Genomic DNA, 17,071 nt, shown 5'->3' with positions numbered 1-17,071 from the left:
TGAGAAAACAGTCGCAAATCTGTTTGCCATACTATATTTCTCTCAACAAGCTGATAGGATACAGGGGAGAATGATGCGCGCGTCAGTCGATTTTTTCGACTGACGCGCTTTGTGAAAGAGGCAAAGATGCGTACCGATGATTTTGACTACAACCTTCCTGAGGAACTGATTGCCCAGGCTCCTGCCGAGCCTCGCGACTCCTGCCGCCTGCTGGTGGTGGATCGCAAAGGCTCCCAGGCGGGGAAGCCGCTGGAGCACGGCGGTACCGTTGAGCACCGCATCTTCCGCGACATCATCGACTATATCGAGCCGGGCGATGTACTCGTCATCAACCAGACGCGCGTGATGCCGGCCCGCCTGATCGGTCGCAAGGCCGGCTCGGGTGGCGTGGTCGAGACGCTGCTGCTCAAGCGCCGTGAGGATGTGGATCCGCTCGGCCATGTGTGGGAGTGCCTGGTCAAGCCGGGCAAGCGCCTGAAGCCCGGTGCTCAGATTGAGTATCGCGCCGGTGGCGCCCATGCGCCCGAGGGGGCTCCCGTGGTGCTGACGGCCGAGGTCATCGACTTTGTCACCGATAGCCGCGGTGGCCGTCTGGTGCGCTTTGAGCCGGCCGGTTGCAATGCCGCCGGCGACCCGTGCACGCTCGACGAGGCCATCCATGCTGCCGGCCACGTGCCGCTGCCGCCCTACATTACCGATTACGAGGGCGACCCCGAGAAGTACCAGACCGTCTACGCCATGAAGGAAGAGCACTCGGCTGCCGCTCCCACGGCGGGTCTGCACTTTACGCCCGAGCTTATGGCTGCCATCGAGGCCAAGGGTGCCAAGTTTGCCGCCGTCGAACTCGAGGTGGGCATCGATACCTTCCGTCTGGTGGAGGAGGACGATCCCACGCAGCATGTGATGCACACCGAGCGCTACCACGTGTCGCAGGAGGTTGTCGACGCCGTGCATAAGGCGAAGGCCGAGGGCCATCGTGTGATTGCTGTCGGTACCACGGCGGTGCGCTCGCTCGAGAGCGCGTTTGACGCCGATGCTCCGGTGTCCGATCCGGCTGTGACGGCGCGCTATTTTGAAGGCCGCGAGGACGGCGCCGACACGCTCGGCCGCGGTGACATCGTGGTGCGCGAGAACGCCACGACGCAGCTCTACCTCATGCCCGGCTCGACCTATCACGTGGTCGACGCGCTGATCACGAACTTCCACGTGCCGCGCTCCACGCTCATGATGCTCGTAAGCGCGCTTGCCACCCGCGACCAGATCATGGATGCCTACGCCGCCGCCATCGAGGAGCGCTACCGCTTCTTCAGCTTTGGCGACGCCATGCTCATTTGTTAGTTACGCGGTTCTACGAACCGCGTAACTGCTCGACGCTGCAAACGCCCCTAAGCGAGCAAGGTGACGTTCAATCGTCGGGCATGACCAGAAGGTCAATGCCCTCCTCTTTCACGTCACCTTGCTCGCTTAGGGGCGTTTTCGCTGACTTTGCCAAAGCATCGGCAGGTACTCATTGGGGACGTACTTAAATGAGTGCCTGCAGAATGAGAGTGGATAATCTCCCGTTTTTGGCCTGCTTGGGGGCTCAAAGTGGGAGATTATCCACTCTCGTCATTGGGCTAGTCGTTGGGGACGTTCTTGTTTGACTAGTCGTTTAAGAACGTCCCCAATGACTACTTGCTTGCGAACAGCCAGACTAGGATGATCGCCAGGATTGCGGCGACGATGCAGACGATGGCGCCGGTGAATTTGATGCGTGAGTCGCGGGTTCGCTTACGCACGTCGTCTTCGGCGGCCTCGAGTTGGGCAACTTCGCGCTCGGTCTCGGTATGCTCGGCCTTGTCACGTGCCAAGGACCCGGCGAGCGATTCGGTGATCTCGGGATGATCGTGCACCTCGGTCGCCTGCTCGATAATCGACTGCGCATGCGCGGCATCTGCCCGGGCGTTTGCGATGGCCTGCTCTTGCTCGCGGCGTGCCTTGTCCTGCGTGGCAATCTTTTCGCGCAGCTCTCGCTGGCGCGTCGCAGCGGCAGTTTTTGCGGACTGCAGCTCGTCGCGCGCGGCATCGGCTTCGGTCGTCACGGCTTGGTGCGCGCGTTTTGCGTCGGCGATAGGGGCTTGAGCCTGCTCGACGGCCTGCTCGGCTGCGGCAAGTGAATGCTCAAGGTCGGCGGTGATGCGCGGGACATCTTCTTCGGCTTTACGCAGGGCATCTGCCGTGTCGGAAATCTGCATCGAGAGCTCGCTGGTGCGCACCGTATAGTTGGCGGGATTTGCCGAGGGATTGCGTTGCAGCTCGGCATACTCATGACGCAGCGTCTCGAGCTGGGCGCGCGTGGCGTCGACGGTTTGTTGTGCGGCGGCAATGCCGGCGTCTCGCTCTGCCTTCACCTTGTCGCGGATGCGCTTGGAATCCTCAAGACGTCGAACGAGGCGGTTGCCGGTCTCGCGCGAGCTCGCCTCGCGGGCCTCCACGGCATCGAGCGCGGCCTTCAGACGGAGCTCAGTCGCGTCATCCTCTGTCTTCATTTGTTCGAGTTGACCCTTGAGCTCTGTCGCTTTGGCGGCGTGGGCATCACGGTCAATCTCGGCTGCCGCAGCGGTCTTTTGCGCTGTGGCGATCGCCTGACGCTGGTCGGCGACGATCTGGTCGTAGCGGCCTGCGATATCCTGGCGCGTCTCGAGTTCCTCGGCCTGATCGGCAATGCGCTGCTCAAGTTCGGCCAGGTGGGCGCGGGCATCGGCAAGTGCCTTTTTCGCGGCGTTCATCTCGCGCATGGCCGAGGCGCCCTGGGCGATAAAGGTGCCCACGGCGTTCGCAGTGTTCGAGACAGCGGTCCCCAGATCGCGGCTCGCGGCGGAGGAGTGCGGGGCGGTCGGGCGAGCGGTGTCGGCAGCGTCCGCATCGGCAGCCTGCGGCACGGCGATATTGCCGGTACCGCCCTCGATCACAGAAAAGCCTGCTGCGTGCGGGTCGACCGCATCGGCGCCAATCGTGGGATGCTCGAGCTGCAGAAACGAGGGCATGGTGCTGCCCTGGTCGGCAACCGGAGTCTCGCCGGGTACAAAGGTCGAGGCCGCCTCGGCGGCCTCCTCTTCCTCGGCGTCAACGTCAGCGTCGGCCACGGCGTCTTTCATCGCTTTGACGGCATCCATCATGGAGTCCATGACGGCGTCGAGCTCTTCTTCCGAAGAAACCTCGATAGGGCCCGCAGCTTGCGGAGCAGTATCCTGTACGGGGTGGTCGTCCTGAGCGGGCGCATCGTCGTTTTGCTCGCCTGCATCTTCGGCGCCGGGGGTTTCCGCCGTAGCGCTTTCGTCTAAGATGGGGTCGTCGAGGCCAATATCATCGCAGGTCACAGCGTCAGCATCTGCAGTGACGTCTGCGGAATCATCAATATGCTGTTGAGTCTGGGGGTCCAGCTCGTCTGTCATAGGCATGTGCTCCTCATCGTTGTTTGTCACCCTATGATAAAGTCTCGCGCCGACATCCCGCGCGCTGCAGCAAAGTTTCAAAACGTGTTCGATGGCTCGCGTCGATAGCAAAAACTCGGCCACTTTATCCAGTTTGTACTTGACAATCCCTTCGCCGAAAGACGTTATGCCGTTCGCCTGCCGAGGCCTTTTCTTTTCACTTGAACCCGTTAAAGTTGCATTTCAGCTTTTGTCGCGTTTATTTGGATGCGCGCAGTCGGCGGGTGCGCCCGTCGCGATTTGAAAGGACTTTATATGGGACTTTTCACTGGTAAGACCGTGATCGTCACCGGCGGTGGCAAGGCCACGCTCAAGGACGGCTCCGCTGGCTCCATCGGCTACGGTATCGATATCGCTTTTGCCAAGGAGGGCGCAAACCTCGTCATTACCGGCCGCAACGTTGCCAAGCTCGAGGCTGCCAAGGAATCCCTCGAGGCCGAGTACGGCGTCAAGGTTCTGCCTGTTCAGGCCGATGTCTCGGCTGGTCAGGACAACGAGGCCGTCGTCCAGAACGTCATCGACAAGGCTATTGAGGAGTTCGGCCGCATCGACGCCGTCGTCAACAATGCTCAGGCCAGCGCCTCGGGTGTTACCATCGCCGACCACACCATGGATCAGTTTAACCTGGCCATTTATTCCGGTCTGTATGCCACCTATCTGTACATGCAGAAGGCCTATCCGCACCTGAAGGAAACCAAGGGCTCCGTGGTCAACTTTGCCTCGGGCGCCGGCCTGTTTGGCAACTATGGTCAGTGCAGCTATGCCGCCGCCAAGGAGGGCATCCGTGGTCTGACTCGCGTTGCCGCCAACGAGTGGGGCAAGGACGGCATCAACGTCAATATCGTTTGCCCGCTTGCTTGGACCGCCGCGCTCGAGAACTTCCAAGATGCCTATCCCGAGGCGTTCAAGGCCAACGTCCACATGCCGCCGGCAGGCCACTACGGCGACGTCGAGAAGGAAATCGGCCGCGTTGTCGTTCAGCTCTGCGGTCCCGACTTTAAGTATATGAACGGCGAGACCGTCACCCTCGAGGGTGGCATGGGCCAGCGTCCTTAGGGGTTCCGCCGTTCTACCGAACGGCGGACCGGCCGACGCTGCGCGGGCCGCATTTGGACAACCTGCCGTTCAATTTCAAGGGCGCGACCAGAAGGTCAGCGCCCTTTCATTTCACGGCACCTTGTCTCAAATGCGACCCGCTCGCTGACGTTGCCAAAATATCGGCGTTGCCGTGGCTGGTAAATAGCTCCACTCATCGGGGGCGTACTTAAATGAGTGCCCGCAGAATGAAAGTGGATAATCTCCCGTTTTTGGGCTGTGCTTTGGGCAAAAGTGGGAGATTATCCACGCTCATCCGGTAAGCGTCCAAAAATCCACGCTCATTTGCCGTGTCCCTGCCGTATCCTCCTCGCGCCAGTTTCTGTCGAGTCGGTGCTTCTTGCGGGTTGCCCGTATAATGGTTTGCGTATGAACCGCAACCAAGGAGTTCCAGTTTATGGACCAGAACCTTTTTAAATTCGACCTGATCGCCGAGGACCCGACGACGCACGCGCGTGCCGGCGTACTGCACACCCCGCACGGCGACATCGAGACGCCGATTTTTATGCCCGTGGGCACCAAGGCAAACGTCAAGGGCATTCCTACCGAGACTGTCAAGAAGCTCGGCGCCCAGATCGTGCTCGCCAATACCTATCATCTGTCCATGCGTCCCGGCGAGGACACCATCGCCGAGCTGGGCGGCCTGCACAAGTTCATGAACTGGCACGGCCCCATCCTCACCGACTCGGGCGGTTTCCAGGTCTTCAGCCACAACGATGCCGTCAAGCTCACCGACGAGGGCGTGCGCTTTATCGTCAACGATTACGACGGCCGCCACGTGTTTTGGACGCCCGAGGACAACATGGAAATCGCCATGAAGCTTGGCTCCGACATCTGCATGCAGCTGGACCAGTGCCCGGGCTATCCCGCCACGCGCGCTTACGTTGAGCGTGCCGTCGAGCTGTCGAGCATGTGGGCCGAGCGCTGCTATAAGGCGCATACCCGCGACGACCAGGCACTCTTTGGTATCGTTCAGGGCGGCATGCACCTGGATCTGCGCCTGCGCTCGCTGCGCCATCTGGAGGAGTGCGGCGACTTCCCGGGCTATGGTATCGGTGGCTATTCGGTGGGCGAGGATCACGAGACCATGTTCGAGACCCTGGCGCCGCTCGTGAGCGAGTACATGCCCAAGCATAAGCCGCGCTACCTGATGGGTGTCGGCAACCCCACCACGCTCGTACGCGGCGTGGGCGTGGGCATCGACATGTTCGACTGTGTGCTGCCGACGCGCACCGGCCGTATGGGCACGGCATTCTCCAGCGAGGGTCGCCTCAACTTCCGCAACGCTCGCTTTGCGCACGACGACGGCCCCATCGACCCCACCTGCACCTGCCCGGTGTGCACGGGCGGCTACAGCCGCGCGCTCATCCGTCACATGGTCACGCAGAAGGAGATGCTCGGTGGCATTCTGCTGTCGATGCACAACATCTACTACCTGCTCAACCTGATGCAGCGCGCCCGCCAGGCCATTATCGAGGGTCGTTACGGCGCGTTCGTGAGTGACTGGATGAACAGCCCAGCGGCGGTGGATTACTAAGAGCGGCGCGGGCGCTTGCAAAGCGCGGGCAACGGCAAGGGACGGGCGCCGGTTGGTCGTCACATTCGCTGACACCGGCTGCGCGACCGCTGACCGATAGCTTGCAAGTGCTTGATGCATCGTGGGTACCATACCGAATAGTTGATGTTCGGGCGGGTGTTTGACGCATGGCGTCGACCCCGCCCGTTTTTCTTTTTCTCGATAGGGGTACCCATGATTAAGAATGAGAACGTCGAGGGCGAGCCTGCCTACGACGAGACGTACCGCCGCGGCCCCGTGGTCATGCGCGGCCCCATGATTCCTAAGGACAACACCTACGCCAACCTGCTGGCGCCCGAGGAGTCGACTGACTGGCTGCACGCCGACCCCTGGCGCGTGCTGCGAATTCAGGCAGAGTTTGTCGATGGTTTTGGCGCGCTTGCCGAGCTTGGACCTGCGGTGACCATCTTCGGTAGCGCCCGCACGCCCAAGACCGATCCGCTCTACAAGGCGGCGCGTACCGTCGGGCGCAAGATCGCGCAACGTGGCGTGGCGGTCATCACCGGTGGCGGCCCCGGCATCATGGAAGCGGCCAACAGGGGAGCGGCGAGTGTCAACGGCAAGTCAGTTGGCCTAGGCATTGAATTGCCGCACGAGCAGGGGCTCAATAAATACGTGAACCTCGGCATGGACTTCCGCTACTTCTTTGTGCGCAAAACCATGTTCGTTAAGTACAGCTCGGGCGCCATCGTATTTCCCGGCGGCTTTGGCACGCTCGACGAGATGTTCGAGGTTCTCACGCTGGTGCAGACGCACAAGGTCAAGCGCATGCCGCTCGTGCTGGTGGGCACCGAGTACTGGCAGGGCCTATTCGACTGGCTCAACGGCCCGGTGATGAGCACCGGTATGATTAGCCCGCTCGATCCGGATCTGGTACACATTACCGACGACCTCAACGAGGCCGTTGACATTGCGCTCAGCGGGCTGATGTAGATCAATCGTGCCCACGCGACATGAATACGCATGGCAATCTGATGTTATCTAACATCAGATTGCCATGCGTATTGGGTATACTGGTGTAAAAGACGAGGGCGAGGAGGTCGCAAATGTCTACAGCAACAGTTAAGCCTACGACGGTTCGAATCGAAGAGGGGCTCAAGGAGCAGGCGACTGAGTTCTTGGATTCGGTCGGCCTCAGCCTCAATTCCTATCTCAATCTTGCCGTTCGGCAGCTGGTAAATCAGCGAAAGATTCCTTTTGAGATTGTAGGAAGGGCGGAGGTGCCCAACGAGGTGACGAGGCGCGCCATGGTGATCGCCGAGGCTCATGAGCTGGGGATTTTGCCGGACGATAGCCTGTCATTCAATAACGCTGATGAGCTTATGTCATTCCTCGATGAGGAATAGCGATGTTCGAGATTAAAGTCGAGGCTCAATTTAAGGTGGACTACAAACGAACGATGCGCATGCATCCGCAGCTAAAAAGTGAGTTTAAAGCGGCGGTTGCAGAGCTTGTGGCTCATGGGTCACTTCCGGCGGAGTATGGCGCCCACGAGCTCTCAAACCCGGGCGGAAACTACAACGGCCACATCGATTTCCACCTATCCGATGGCTTGGTCGATGTGGTCGTTCTTTATCTTCCCCATAAGACTAACCCAGTGATTAGGCTGGTGAGAATGGGCACTCATCAGGAACTGTTTCAGGGTCCGCTGGGCTGATCGCCGATTTCTAAGTTGCGGTGGAATAGGGATTGATTTGCGGCTGATAAGCCAAAAACAGTTCCTATTCCACCGCAAGTGGTAAAGGTGCCCCTAGTGGATGGGCTGGTAACGAGGGCAGTAGCTGATGGCGATGGCATCGACGCCTACGTGGGTGGCGATGGTGCAGCCGATGGGGCCAGTGCCGGCGTCTACGTAGTCCTGGCCCGCGAGCGCCTCGTTGACAAGTTCCTGCTCCTCGGCGGCGCCGGTCGTGAGCACGCGCACGCTTGAGCCCGGGTGCTCGTCCAAAAACGCGAGGCAATCTGCCATGGTGTTGGCGACGATGCGCTTGGCGCCGCGGCCCTTTTTGATTGCCTTGATCTCGCCCGATTTCCACTCCGGCGAAACGGCCAGGCGAATGTTGAGCATCTGCGTCAGCTGGCCGGCGAGCTTGGGGGCGCGGCCGTTTTTGACCAGGTTCTCGAGCGTGCGGGGAATCAGCAGCAGGTGGGCTTCGGGCAGCGTCGCGCGGATCTGCGCCTCGGTCTCGTCCAAGCTGCGGCCGTCCTCGCGCATGGCAAGCGCGTACTCCACCAGCAGGCCCTCGGCGCCCGAGCCGGTGCGCGAATCGATGCAGCGCACGTCGAGCTCGTGGGTCTCGGCGACCAGGCATGCGTTGGAATAGCAGGCGGACCACTCGCTGCACAGCGAGATAAAGATCGCGCTGTCGTGGCCATCGGCGCGTACGCGGTCAAACAGCGCCTTGAACTCGCCGGCGCTCGGCTGCGAGGTGTGCGGCAGCTGCTCGGAGCCGGCCATGCGGGCGACGTATTCCTCGGCGGTAATCTGCACCTGGTCGAGCAGGTCCTCGCCCTCGATAATCACATGCAGCGGAATCACGTAAATGCCGAGCTCTTGGGCACGGGCGGGGGAGATGTCCGACGTGGAGTCGGTTATGATGGCAAAAGACATAATTGCACCTTTCGTTGGGGCGCGGCAGCGCCGCCTTCTGAAAGCAAAGTGCGACAAGTATAGTGGAGTTGCTCTACATTGCTAGGTTCAATTGTTGAATAGTCAACAGTTTGAAGCGGTGGTGTGGAAATCATCAACTGGGGAAGAAGGGTGCCGATGGCGGCATTGCAACTTTGCGAGCGGCCGGTTGTGCTGTTCGATTTTGACGGCACGGTGGCCGATACGGGTCGGGCAGTGATGACCTCGACGCGCAAGACGCTGGCTGCGCGCGGGTTTTCGGAGACGCAGATGGGTGATCTGCGCCGCATGATCGGGCCGCCCCTGTGGAAGAGCTTTCACGACTTTTACGGCTTTTCCCGCGAGGAGTCGCTTGAGGTGGCCGATGAGTACCGCGCCTTTTTTGATGAACTGGGACCGGAGGAGTATCCCGTGTTCAATGGGGTCCCCGAGCTGCTGGATGGGTTGGTCGCCCAAGGCAAACGTATGGCCGTGGCGACGTCGCGCATGGAGGCCAAGTGCATCGACATGGTGCATGAGCTCGGGCTCTCTCAGTTTGAGGCGGTGATTGGCATGAATCCGCCGCAGGGACGCGAGACCAAGGCCGATTCGGTCCGCGATGCCCTGGCGGCGCTCGGCGCGACGGCCGACGATGCCGTGATGATCGGCGATCGCTTTAACGATGTGGAGGGCGCGCACGCAATGGGCGTGCCGTGCATCGGCATCTATTCGGGCGCGGCGGCGCCGGGCGAGCACGAGGCGGCGGGTGCCGATGCGGTGGTGCACTCGGTGGCCGAGCTTGCTAAACTTTTCGCTATCTAATGACGTAATGTGAGGGGCGAGCGCGCTCGCCGCTCATTGGTAAGGAGGTCGTCCATGAATCAGGTGGAGCAGAGCGTCGCCGAGTATGTCGACGAGGTCTGGGAAGATGTCGTCGCCGATATCGAGCAGCTGGTGAGCTATCCGTCCGTGGCAGTTTCTGCCGATGCAGAGCCCGGCGCGCCGTTTGGCCGCCCGGTCCGTGACGCGCTCGACTGTGCGCTCGGCATCGCGCAGAAGCTCGGCTATCAGACGAGCGACGACGAGGGCTATGTGGGCATTGCCGATATTCCTGGCCGCGGCGACAAGCAGCTCGCGACCATCTGCCACGTGGACGTGGTGCCCGCCGGCCCGGGCTGGAACACCGACCCGTTTGCGATGGAGCGTCGCGAGGGCTGGCTGCTCGGCCGCGGCGTTATCGACGACAAGGGTCCGGCGGTGCTGTCGCTCTACGCCGGCGCCTATCTGCTCAAGCACGGCATTGTTCCGCGCTACACCTTCCGCGCACTGCTGGTCTGCGATGAGGAAGTGGGCATGTCCGACGTTCACCATTATCTGGAGAACCACGCGAACCCCGACTTTCTGTTACCCCCGATGCCGAGTTCCCGGTCTGTAATGCCGAGAAGGGCCAGTTTGGGGCGACATTTGTGAGCTCCAAGATCGACGGCGGGCGCATTGTGTCCTGGAGCGGTGCCGAGGCGAGCAACGCCATTCCGTCGCAGTCTATCTGCGAGCTTGCGATTGCCGCCGATGAGCTGCCGGCGCCGGTCGAGAACGGCGACCGCCTGGAGATCACGGCGCTCGATAACGGGCATGCGCAGATTTTCGCCCACGGCATTGGCGGTCATGCCTCGATGCCAGAGGGAACGATCAACGCCGTCGGGCTGATCGTGGCGTATCTGCGCGAGGCCGAGGACGCGTTTGGTGCACGCGACGAGCGCCTGCTGACGCCTGCCGAGCACGAGTTCGTCAAGTTCCTGGCCTTTGTGCATGCGGACGCCTATGGTCGCGGCCTGGGTATCGATGCGACGAGTCCGGCGTTTGGCCCGCTTACCTGCAACGCTGGCGTCATCCGCGTGGCGGATGGCCATATTGAGCAGGTCATCGACGTGCGCTTCCCCGACAGCACGAGTGCCGATACCATCCGCGAGCAGCTCGATCCGCTCGTGGGCCGTTTTGGCGTGACGTGCCGTGTGGGTCGTGCGAAGGTGCCGTTCTCGGTCTCTGCCGACGATCCGGCCGTGAAGGCGCTTATTGATACCTATAACGAGTTTACGGGCAAGCATGCTGAGCCCTTTGCCATGGGCGGCGGCACGTACGCACGCAACTTTGCCCGCGCCGTCTCGTTTGGCCCCGAGGAGACCGGCCTGGAGCTGCCCGCATGGGGCGGCCAGATGCACGGCCCCAATGAGTGCGCCAACGAGGAACAGCTCAAGCAGGCGCTCAAGATTTATATCGTGGCGATCTTACGTTTGAACGAGCTTGAGCTTTAAGGCTGCGGCGTTTTAACAACTTTGCACCCCTTTCGTCCGGGCTTTTTAAGTTGCGGTGGAATAGTTCCTAGAATGGGCCATTTGATGGCCAAGCAGGAACTATTTCACTGCAACTTTGTTTTTATTGGTGTAAAAGGCGCGCCATGCTTGGCGCTGGATTGTTATCCGTTTGTAAAGGCTGGGCAGAGCTTGCGGTAAGGGTCTATCAAATGTCCGTAAGAAACCGCAGATAAGGCGGTCGTCGCCCGATCGAGACCGTATCTTTCCAAACAGCAAAGCGGGCAGGGTGCCCGCGAGTCGCATGTATGAAAGGAAGATCATGCTCGATCAGGCTTATTCTCGTCGTCAGTTCCTCGGCCTCGCTGGTGGTCTTGCCAGCATCGTCGGTCTCGGTCTCGTTGGTTGCGGCGGCTCCAACGCCGCCAACACCGCTGCTGAGGGCAGCGCCGCTGCTGCCGAGTCCGTCTCCGGCGAGGTGACCTACGACGGCGCCTCCTCGTTCCAGGCTCTCGTCGAGGCTGCTGCCGAGAAGTTTATGGATGCCAATCCCGACGTCTCCGTCTCCGGTTCGGGCAACGGTTCGGGCAAGGGCCTGACCGCTGTTGCCGCCGGCACCGTTACTATCGGTAACTCCGACGTCTTCGCCGAGACCAAGCTCGAGGCCGATCAGGTCAAGAGCCTCGTCGATCACGAGGTCGCCGTCGTGGGCATGGGCCCTGTCGTCTCCAAGAACGTCAAGGTCGATGATCTGTCCCTCGAGCAGCTCAAGGGCATCTTCTCCGGCCAGATCACCAACTGGAAGGAGGTCGGCGGCGACGACGCCAAGATCGTCGTCCTCAACCGCAAGGCAGGCTCCGGCACCCGCGCCACCTTCGAGGCCGCCGTCTTTGGCGACGAGGCCGTCGACTTTAAGGGCGACGCCGAGCTCGACAAGTCCGGCGACGTCCAGACTCAGATGGGCAGCACCGACAATGCCATCTCCTACCTCGACTTCTCGCACTTCGACGACTCCAAGTTCAACGCCATCAAGGTCGAGGGCGTGGAGCCCAAGAGCGCAAACGTCACCGACGACTCCTTCAAGATCTGGGCTACCGAGCACATGTACTGCGCGAAGGACGCCGACGAGGCCACCAAGGCCTTCCTGGAGTTCATGCTTTCCGACGACGTCCAGGGCAAACTCGTCGAGGAGCAGGGCTTTATCCCCGTCTCTGCCATGAAGGTCGTCAAGGACGCCAGCGGTAAGGTCTCTGCTAAATAAGCAATCGCCCCGGAAAGGTTTGCAATGGCAAAACAGCTGCCAAAGCGCGAGCTTGAGAACGTGGGCCTGGGCGTCACGGGTGCGTGCGTAGCGCTCGTGACGCTTGTCGTTGCCGCGCTCATCTTTATGGTCGCCCAAAAGGGTCTCTCGGCTTTTCTCAAGGACGGCGTCTCGATCGTCGAGTTTTTTATCGGTACCAAGTGGGACCTGGCCAACACGGCCGAAAACGGCCTGCCCTACACTGGCGCCCTGCCCCTGATCGTCACCTCGTTTGCGGTCATGGTGCTCTCCACGCTCATCGCACTGCCCATCGCCATCGGCTCCTCCATCTTTGCGGTCGAGATTCAGCCTAAGTTTGGCTCCAAGGTTTTTCAGCCGCTCATTGAGCTTTTGACCGGTATTCCCTCGGTCGTCTTTGGCCTGATCGGTTTTCACGTGGTCGTCGGCCTTATGAAGAGCGTTTTCCACGTGAGCACGGGTCTGGGTATCTTGCCCGGCGCTATCGTGCTGGCAGTCATGATTCTGCCGACGATGACCACGCTTTCGGTCGATGGCCTGCGCGCCGTGCCCGATAGCTACCGCCAGGGTTCGCTCGCGCTGGGCTACACCCGCTGGCAGACCATCTGGCACGTGGTGCTCAAGAGTGCCATGCCCTCGCTCATGACCGCGATCATCCTGGGCATGACCCGCGCCTTTGGCGAAACGCTCGCCGTGCGCATGGTTATCGGCGGCATCGAGGCTATGCCGACGTCGCTGCTGTCGCCGGCGTCCACCATTACCACCACGCTCACCACATCCATGGCGGTCTATGCCGAGGGCTCGGCCCAGGACGATGTTCTGTGGGCGCTCGGTCTGCTGCTGATGGGCATGAGCCTCATCTTTATCCTGATCATCCACCTTATCGGCCGCAAGGGGGCGAAGGCTCGTGGCTAGCACGCGCATCCATATCGACGAGGCGAGACTCGGGCGTGTCCAAAAGCAGGACCGCATCGCCACGGGCGTGCTGACGGTGATTGTCGCAATCGTCATGCTCATCGTCGTTTCCATGGTGGCTTACATCCTGTTCGAGGGCATCTCGACGCTGTTCCAGCCGGGCTTTCTCACGCAGCCGTCGCGCGCCAACGGAACCCAGGGCGGCGTGCTCTATCAGCTGTTCGACTCGTTCTATCTGCTGCTGATCACCCTGATCATCTCGGTGCCCATCAGCCTGGGCGGTGCGGTCTTTTTGGTTGAGTACGCGCCGGACGGACCCATCCGCGACATCGCCTCGACCGCCATCGAGACGCTGTCTTCGCTGCCCTCCATCGTCGTCGGCATGTTTGGCTTTCTAGTGTTCTCGGTGCAGCTGGGCTGGAAGTACTCCATCATCTCCGGCGCCGTCGCGCTCACCATGTTCAACATCCCCATCCTGGTGCGCGTGATTCAGCAGGCGCTCGAGGACGTGCCGCAGGCCCAGCGCGATGCGTGCCTGGCCATGGGCCTCACTCGCTGGGAGGCCACGCTGCACATCCTGATTCCCGAGGCCATGCCCGCCATCGTGACCGGCATCGTGCTTTCGGCCGGCCGCGTGTTTGGCGAGGCCGCGGCGTTGCTCTTCACCTCGGGCATGAGCTCGCCGGTGCGCCTGAACTTCTTGAGCTTTAACCTGTCGAGCCCCACCTGCGCCTGGAACGTGTTCCGCCCCGGTGAGTCGCTCGCCGTGCACATCTACAAGATCTATGGCGAGGGCAGCCCCGAGGCCCAGCAGATCGTTTGGGGCACCGCGGCACTGCTGATGATCTGCGTGCTGCTGTTTAACGTAGTTGCCCGCATCGTGGGCAAGCAACTGGCAAGGAAGATGACGGCCGAATGAGCGAGATGAATGCAACGCCCGCAACCGAGGCGGCCACGTCCGAGACCCAGGACTTTCTGTCGAGCGTGGGGGAGAGCGAAAAGCACGTGCGCGTGAGCGGCAAGGCCGTGAGCGACGAGGTCGTGCTCTCCACCAAGGACGTCAACGTGTACTATGGCGACCACCATGCACTGCACAATACGTCGCTCGACTTCCACAAGGGCGAGATCACGGCGCTCATCGGGCCTTCGGGCTGCGGTAAGTCGACCTTCTTGCGTAGCCTCAACCTCATGAATCGCGAGATTCGCGGCTGCCGCGTGGAGGGCGAGATCAACTATCGCGGGCGCAACGTGAACACCAAGACCGAGAACACCTACGAGCTGCGCCGTTCCATTGGCATGGTGTTCCAGCAGCCCAATCCGTTTCGCAAGTCCATTCGCGACAACATCACGTTTGCGCCTAAGCGCCACGGCATCACCGACCGCGACGAGCTCGACCGCATGGTCGAGGAAAGCCTGCGCGGCGCGGCGCTTTGGGACGAGGTCAAGGACAAGCTCGACAAGAGCGCCTACGCGCTTTCGGGCGGCCAGCAGCAGCGTCTGTGTATTGCGCGCACGCTGGCGCTCAACCCCGACGTGATCCTGTTTGACGAGCCCTGCTCGGCGCTCGACCCCATCTCGACGCTGGCGATCGAGGACCTTATGTCGTCGATTGTGGCCGAGCGCGCCATCGTCATCGTGACGCACAACATGGAGCAGGCGTCGCGCGTTTCCAACCGCACGGCGTTCTTCTACATGGGCGATATGGTCGAGTACGACGAGACCGACGAGATTTTCCAACGGCCCAAGGATAAGCGGCTGAATGATTACCTCACTGGCATGTTCTCCTAGTCCGGGACATGCTTGAGGCCCGCGGCGACCACGGTTGCCGCGGGACTGATTGGAGAGGCGGGTCATCTCTTGCGGGAGATGGCCCGCCTTTTTGTGTCGTGTGCGGCCTGCCTTTTCGCTGCTATCATGGACAACGTTGAATTTCTACGAAGGAGCAGGGCATATGGCGATTCTTTTGGGATGCGATTCCATCAGCCTAGAGTTTCCCACCAAGCATATTTTCGATAGCGTGACGCTCGGCGTGGGCGAGGGCGACCGCATTGGTATCGTCGGTAAAAACGGCGACGGCAAGTCGACGCTGCTGAGTGTACTCGCCGGCACGCTGGAACCCGACGACGGCCGCGTGACGCACCGCCGCGGCACCACGATCGGTCTACTCGGCCAAAAGGACCAGCTTGTCGACACCGATACCGTGCATCATGCCGTTGTGGGCGACACGCCTGAGTACGAGTGGGCATCGAGCCCCCGCACGCGTCAGATCCTCGCCGGCCTCATCAGCGATGTGCCCTGGGAGGGCACGGTGGGCGAGCTTTCGGGCGGCCAGCGCCGTCGCGTGGACCTCGCTCGCCTGCTGATTGGCGACTACGACGTGCTCATGCTCGACGAGCCCACCAACCACCTGGACATGCGCACCATCAACTGGCTCGCGCGTCACTTAAAGGCTCGCTGGCAGCGCGGCCAGGGCGCCATGCTCGTGGTCACGCACGACCGTTGGTTCTTGGACGAGGTCTGTACCAGCATGTGGGAGGTCCACGACGGCCAGGTTGATCCCTTCGAGGGCGGCTACTCGGCATATATCCTGCAGCGCGTGGAGCGCGACCGCATGGCCGCCGTTACCGAGGAGCGCCGTCGCAACATGGCGCGCAAGGAGCTCGCGTGGCTGAGCCGCGGCGCCCAGGCGCGTTCCACCAAGCCCAAGTTTCGCGTTGAGGCTGCTCGCGAGCTGATCGCCGACGTACCGCCCGTGCGTGACGAGCTGGAGCTCAAGCGCCTTGCCGTGAGCCGCCTAGGCAAGCAGGTCATCGATGTCATCGACGTGGATGCCGGCTATGCGGATACCGATGGTGCGCCCAAGCAGGTGCTCACCGACGTGACCTGGCTCATCGGTGCGGGCGACCGCTATGGCCTTTTGGGCGAGAACGGCGCCGGCAAGTCGACCTTGCTCGACGTGATCCAGGGCAAGATCGCGCCCCTGCGCGGCCGCGTGAAGATTGGCCAGACAGTGCGCTTTGGCGTGCTGTCGCAGCAGCTCGAGGAACTCGAGCCCTACATGGGTGACACGATCCGCGAGGTGCTCGGCAACTATAAGAAGTACTACGTCATCGACGGCAAGGAGACTTCGCCCGAGAAACTTTGCGAGCGCCTGGGCTTTACGACACAGCAGCTCTGGAGTCGCATCGGCGATCTTTCGGGCGGCCAGCGCCGTCGCCTGTCGCTGCTGCTGACGATCCTGGACGAGCCCAACGTGCTTATCCTGGACGAGCCCGGAAACGACCTGGATACCGATATGCTGGCGATTGTCGAGGACCTGCTCGACGGCTGGCCCGGCACGCTGATCCTGGTGACGCACGACCGCTTCTTGATGGAGCGCGTGACCGACCAGCAGTGGGCGCTGCTCGACGGCCACCTGACGCATATGCCCGGCGGCGTGGACCAGTACCTGCGCCTGTGCAACGCTACTGCCGAGGGCGAGCCCGTGGGCGCACCGAGTGCCAAGACCGGCACGTTCGACACCGGCGCCGCAGCGGTTGCGGCCGAAAAGCCCAAGACGAGCGGGCAGCCCAACGGTCTTTCCAACGCCGAGCGACAGAAGCTCCGCCGCGAGGTGAGCTCGCTCGAGCGCAAGATGGAGACGCAGCGCGCTCGCGTGGAGGAGGCCGAGGCTGCGATGGCTCAGGTCGATCCCACCAACTACACGGCGCTGGGCGAGCAGCAGGCAAAGATCGACGAGGCCCACGCCGCCATGGACGAGCTGGAGATGGCATGGCTCGAAGCGAGCGAAAAGCTCGAGGGCGAGGAGTAGACGAG

At 61.6% G+C, this 17,071-nt stretch carries 16 protein-coding genes; 14 read left to right on the top strand and 2 right to left on the bottom strand.

The window, feature by feature from the left end:
- Nucleotides 1-126 precede the first annotated feature (126 nt).
- A complete protein-coding gene (gene queA / locus AAAX32_RS04730; protein ID WP_117818284.1) occupies nt 127-1,338 on the top strand; it encodes a tRNA preQ1(34) S-adenosylmethionine ribosyltransferase-isomerase QueA in 1,212 nt (403 codons plus the stop codon).
- A gap of 332 nt (nt 1,339-1,670) precedes the next feature.
- Here queA and AAAX32_RS04725 read toward each other — a convergent pair whose 3' ends face one another.
- A complete protein-coding gene (locus AAAX32_RS04725) occupies nt 1,671-3,434 on the bottom strand; it encodes a hypothetical protein (protein ID WP_195535157.1) in 1,764 nt (587 codons plus the stop codon).
- 294 nt (nt 3,435-3,728) lie between these two features.
- Here AAAX32_RS04725 and AAAX32_RS04720 point away from each other — a divergent pair, with 294 nt between their 5' ends.
- The 5 genes from AAAX32_RS04720 (at nt 3,729) to AAAX32_RS04700 (ending at nt 7,801) form a co-directional block, all read left to right on the top strand.
- The gene (locus AAAX32_RS04720; RefSeq protein ID WP_006235414.1) at nt 3,729-4,529 is read left to right on the top strand and encodes an SDR family oxidoreductase; all 801 of its coding nucleotides are present in this window, start codon (nt 3,729-3,731) and stop codon (nt 4,527-4,529) included.
- A 436-nt stretch (nt 4,530-4,965) separates the two neighbouring features.
- Nucleotides 4,966-6,105, top strand: a complete 1,140-nt coding sequence (gene tgt, locus AAAX32_RS04715) for a tRNA guanosine(34) transglycosylase Tgt (protein WP_055250876.1) — start codon at nt 4,966-4,968, stop codon at nt 6,103-6,105.
- A gap of 213 nt (nt 6,106-6,318) precedes the next feature.
- Nucleotides 6,319-7,077 (top strand): TIGR00730 family Rossman fold protein, encoded by a 759-nt coding sequence (locus AAAX32_RS04710; protein ID WP_349100139.1) that lies wholly within the window; start codon nt 6,319-6,321, stop codon nt 7,075-7,077.
- Nucleotides 7,078-7,190: 113 nt separating this feature from the next.
- On the top strand, nt 7,191-7,490 hold the full coding sequence (locus AAAX32_RS04705) for a type II toxin-antitoxin system RelB/DinJ family antitoxin (RefSeq protein ID WP_055250873.1): 300 nt from the start codon (nt 7,191-7,193) through the stop codon (nt 7,488-7,490).
- A gap of 2 nt (nt 7,491-7,492) precedes the next feature.
- The gene (locus tag AAAX32_RS04700) at nt 7,493-7,801 is read left to right on the top strand and encodes a type II toxin-antitoxin system YafQ family toxin (protein ID WP_055250871.1); all 309 of its coding nucleotides are present in this window, start codon (nt 7,493-7,495) and stop codon (nt 7,799-7,801) included.
- A gap of 93 nt (nt 7,802-7,894) precedes the next feature.
- Here AAAX32_RS04700 and AAAX32_RS04695 read toward each other — a convergent pair whose 3' ends face one another.
- On the bottom strand, nt 7,895-8,755 hold the full coding sequence (locus AAAX32_RS04695; RefSeq protein ID WP_273376991.1) for a DegV family protein: 861 nt from the start codon (nt 8,753-8,755) through the stop codon (nt 7,895-7,897).
- Between the two features lie 156 nt (nt 8,756-8,911).
- Here AAAX32_RS04695 and AAAX32_RS04690 point away from each other — a divergent pair, with 156 nt between their 5' ends.
- From AAAX32_RS04690 to AAAX32_RS04655, 8 genes are all read left to right on the top strand, one after another.
- Nucleotides 8,912-9,574: an HAD hydrolase-like protein gene (locus AAAX32_RS04690; protein ID WP_195404186.1), complete on the top strand. Its 663-nt coding sequence runs from the start codon at nt 8,912-8,914 to the stop codon at nt 9,572-9,574.
- A gap of 54 nt (nt 9,575-9,628) precedes the next feature.
- On the top strand, nt 9,629-10,222 hold the full coding sequence (locus AAAX32_RS04685; protein WP_349100138.1) for a M20/M25/M40 family metallo-hydrolase: 594 nt from the start codon (nt 9,629-9,631) through the stop codon (nt 10,220-10,222).
- Entirely contained in the window at nt 10,219-11,064 is an 846-nt protein-coding gene (locus AAAX32_RS04680; RefSeq protein WP_349100137.1) for a M20/M25/M40 family metallo-hydrolase, read from the top strand. The genes AAAX32_RS04685 and AAAX32_RS04680 overlap by 4 nt, the downstream gene beginning before the upstream one ends.
- 319 nt (nt 11,065-11,383) lie before the next feature.
- A complete protein-coding gene (locus AAAX32_RS04675) occupies nt 11,384-12,322 on the top strand; it encodes a phosphate ABC transporter substrate-binding protein (protein WP_117655832.1) in 939 nt (312 codons plus the stop codon).
- A gap of 24 nt (nt 12,323-12,346) precedes the next feature.
- Nucleotides 12,347-13,255, top strand: a complete 909-nt coding sequence (pstC, locus tag AAAX32_RS04670) for a phosphate ABC transporter permease subunit PstC (RefSeq protein ID WP_349100136.1) — start codon at nt 12,347-12,349, stop codon at nt 13,253-13,255.
- On the top strand, nt 13,248-14,174 hold the full coding sequence (pstA, locus tag AAAX32_RS04665; protein ID WP_199409541.1) for a phosphate ABC transporter permease PstA: 927 nt from the start codon (nt 13,248-13,250) through the stop codon (nt 14,172-14,174). The genes pstC and pstA overlap by 8 nt, the downstream gene beginning before the upstream one ends.
- Nucleotides 14,171-15,043, top strand: a complete 873-nt coding sequence (gene pstB, locus AAAX32_RS04660; protein ID WP_349100135.1) for a phosphate ABC transporter ATP-binding protein PstB — start codon at nt 14,171-14,173, stop codon at nt 15,041-15,043. The genes pstA and pstB overlap by 4 nt, the downstream gene beginning before the upstream one ends.
- A gap of 163 nt (nt 15,044-15,206) precedes the next feature.
- Entirely contained in the window at nt 15,207-17,066 is a 1,860-nt protein-coding gene (locus AAAX32_RS04655; RefSeq protein WP_349100134.1) for an ABC-F family ATP-binding cassette domain-containing protein, read from the top strand.
- The last annotated feature ends 5 nt before the right edge of the window (nt 17,067-17,071 follow it).

It is taken from the genome of Collinsella sp. CLA-ER-H3, assembly GCF_040092425.1.
Classification (GTDB): domain Bacteria; phylum Actinomycetota; class Coriobacteriia; order Coriobacteriales; family Coriobacteriaceae; genus Collinsella.
The sequence above is the reverse complement of the archived record's forward strand: the minus strand, read 5'-3'. Positions and strand labels throughout refer to the sequence as shown.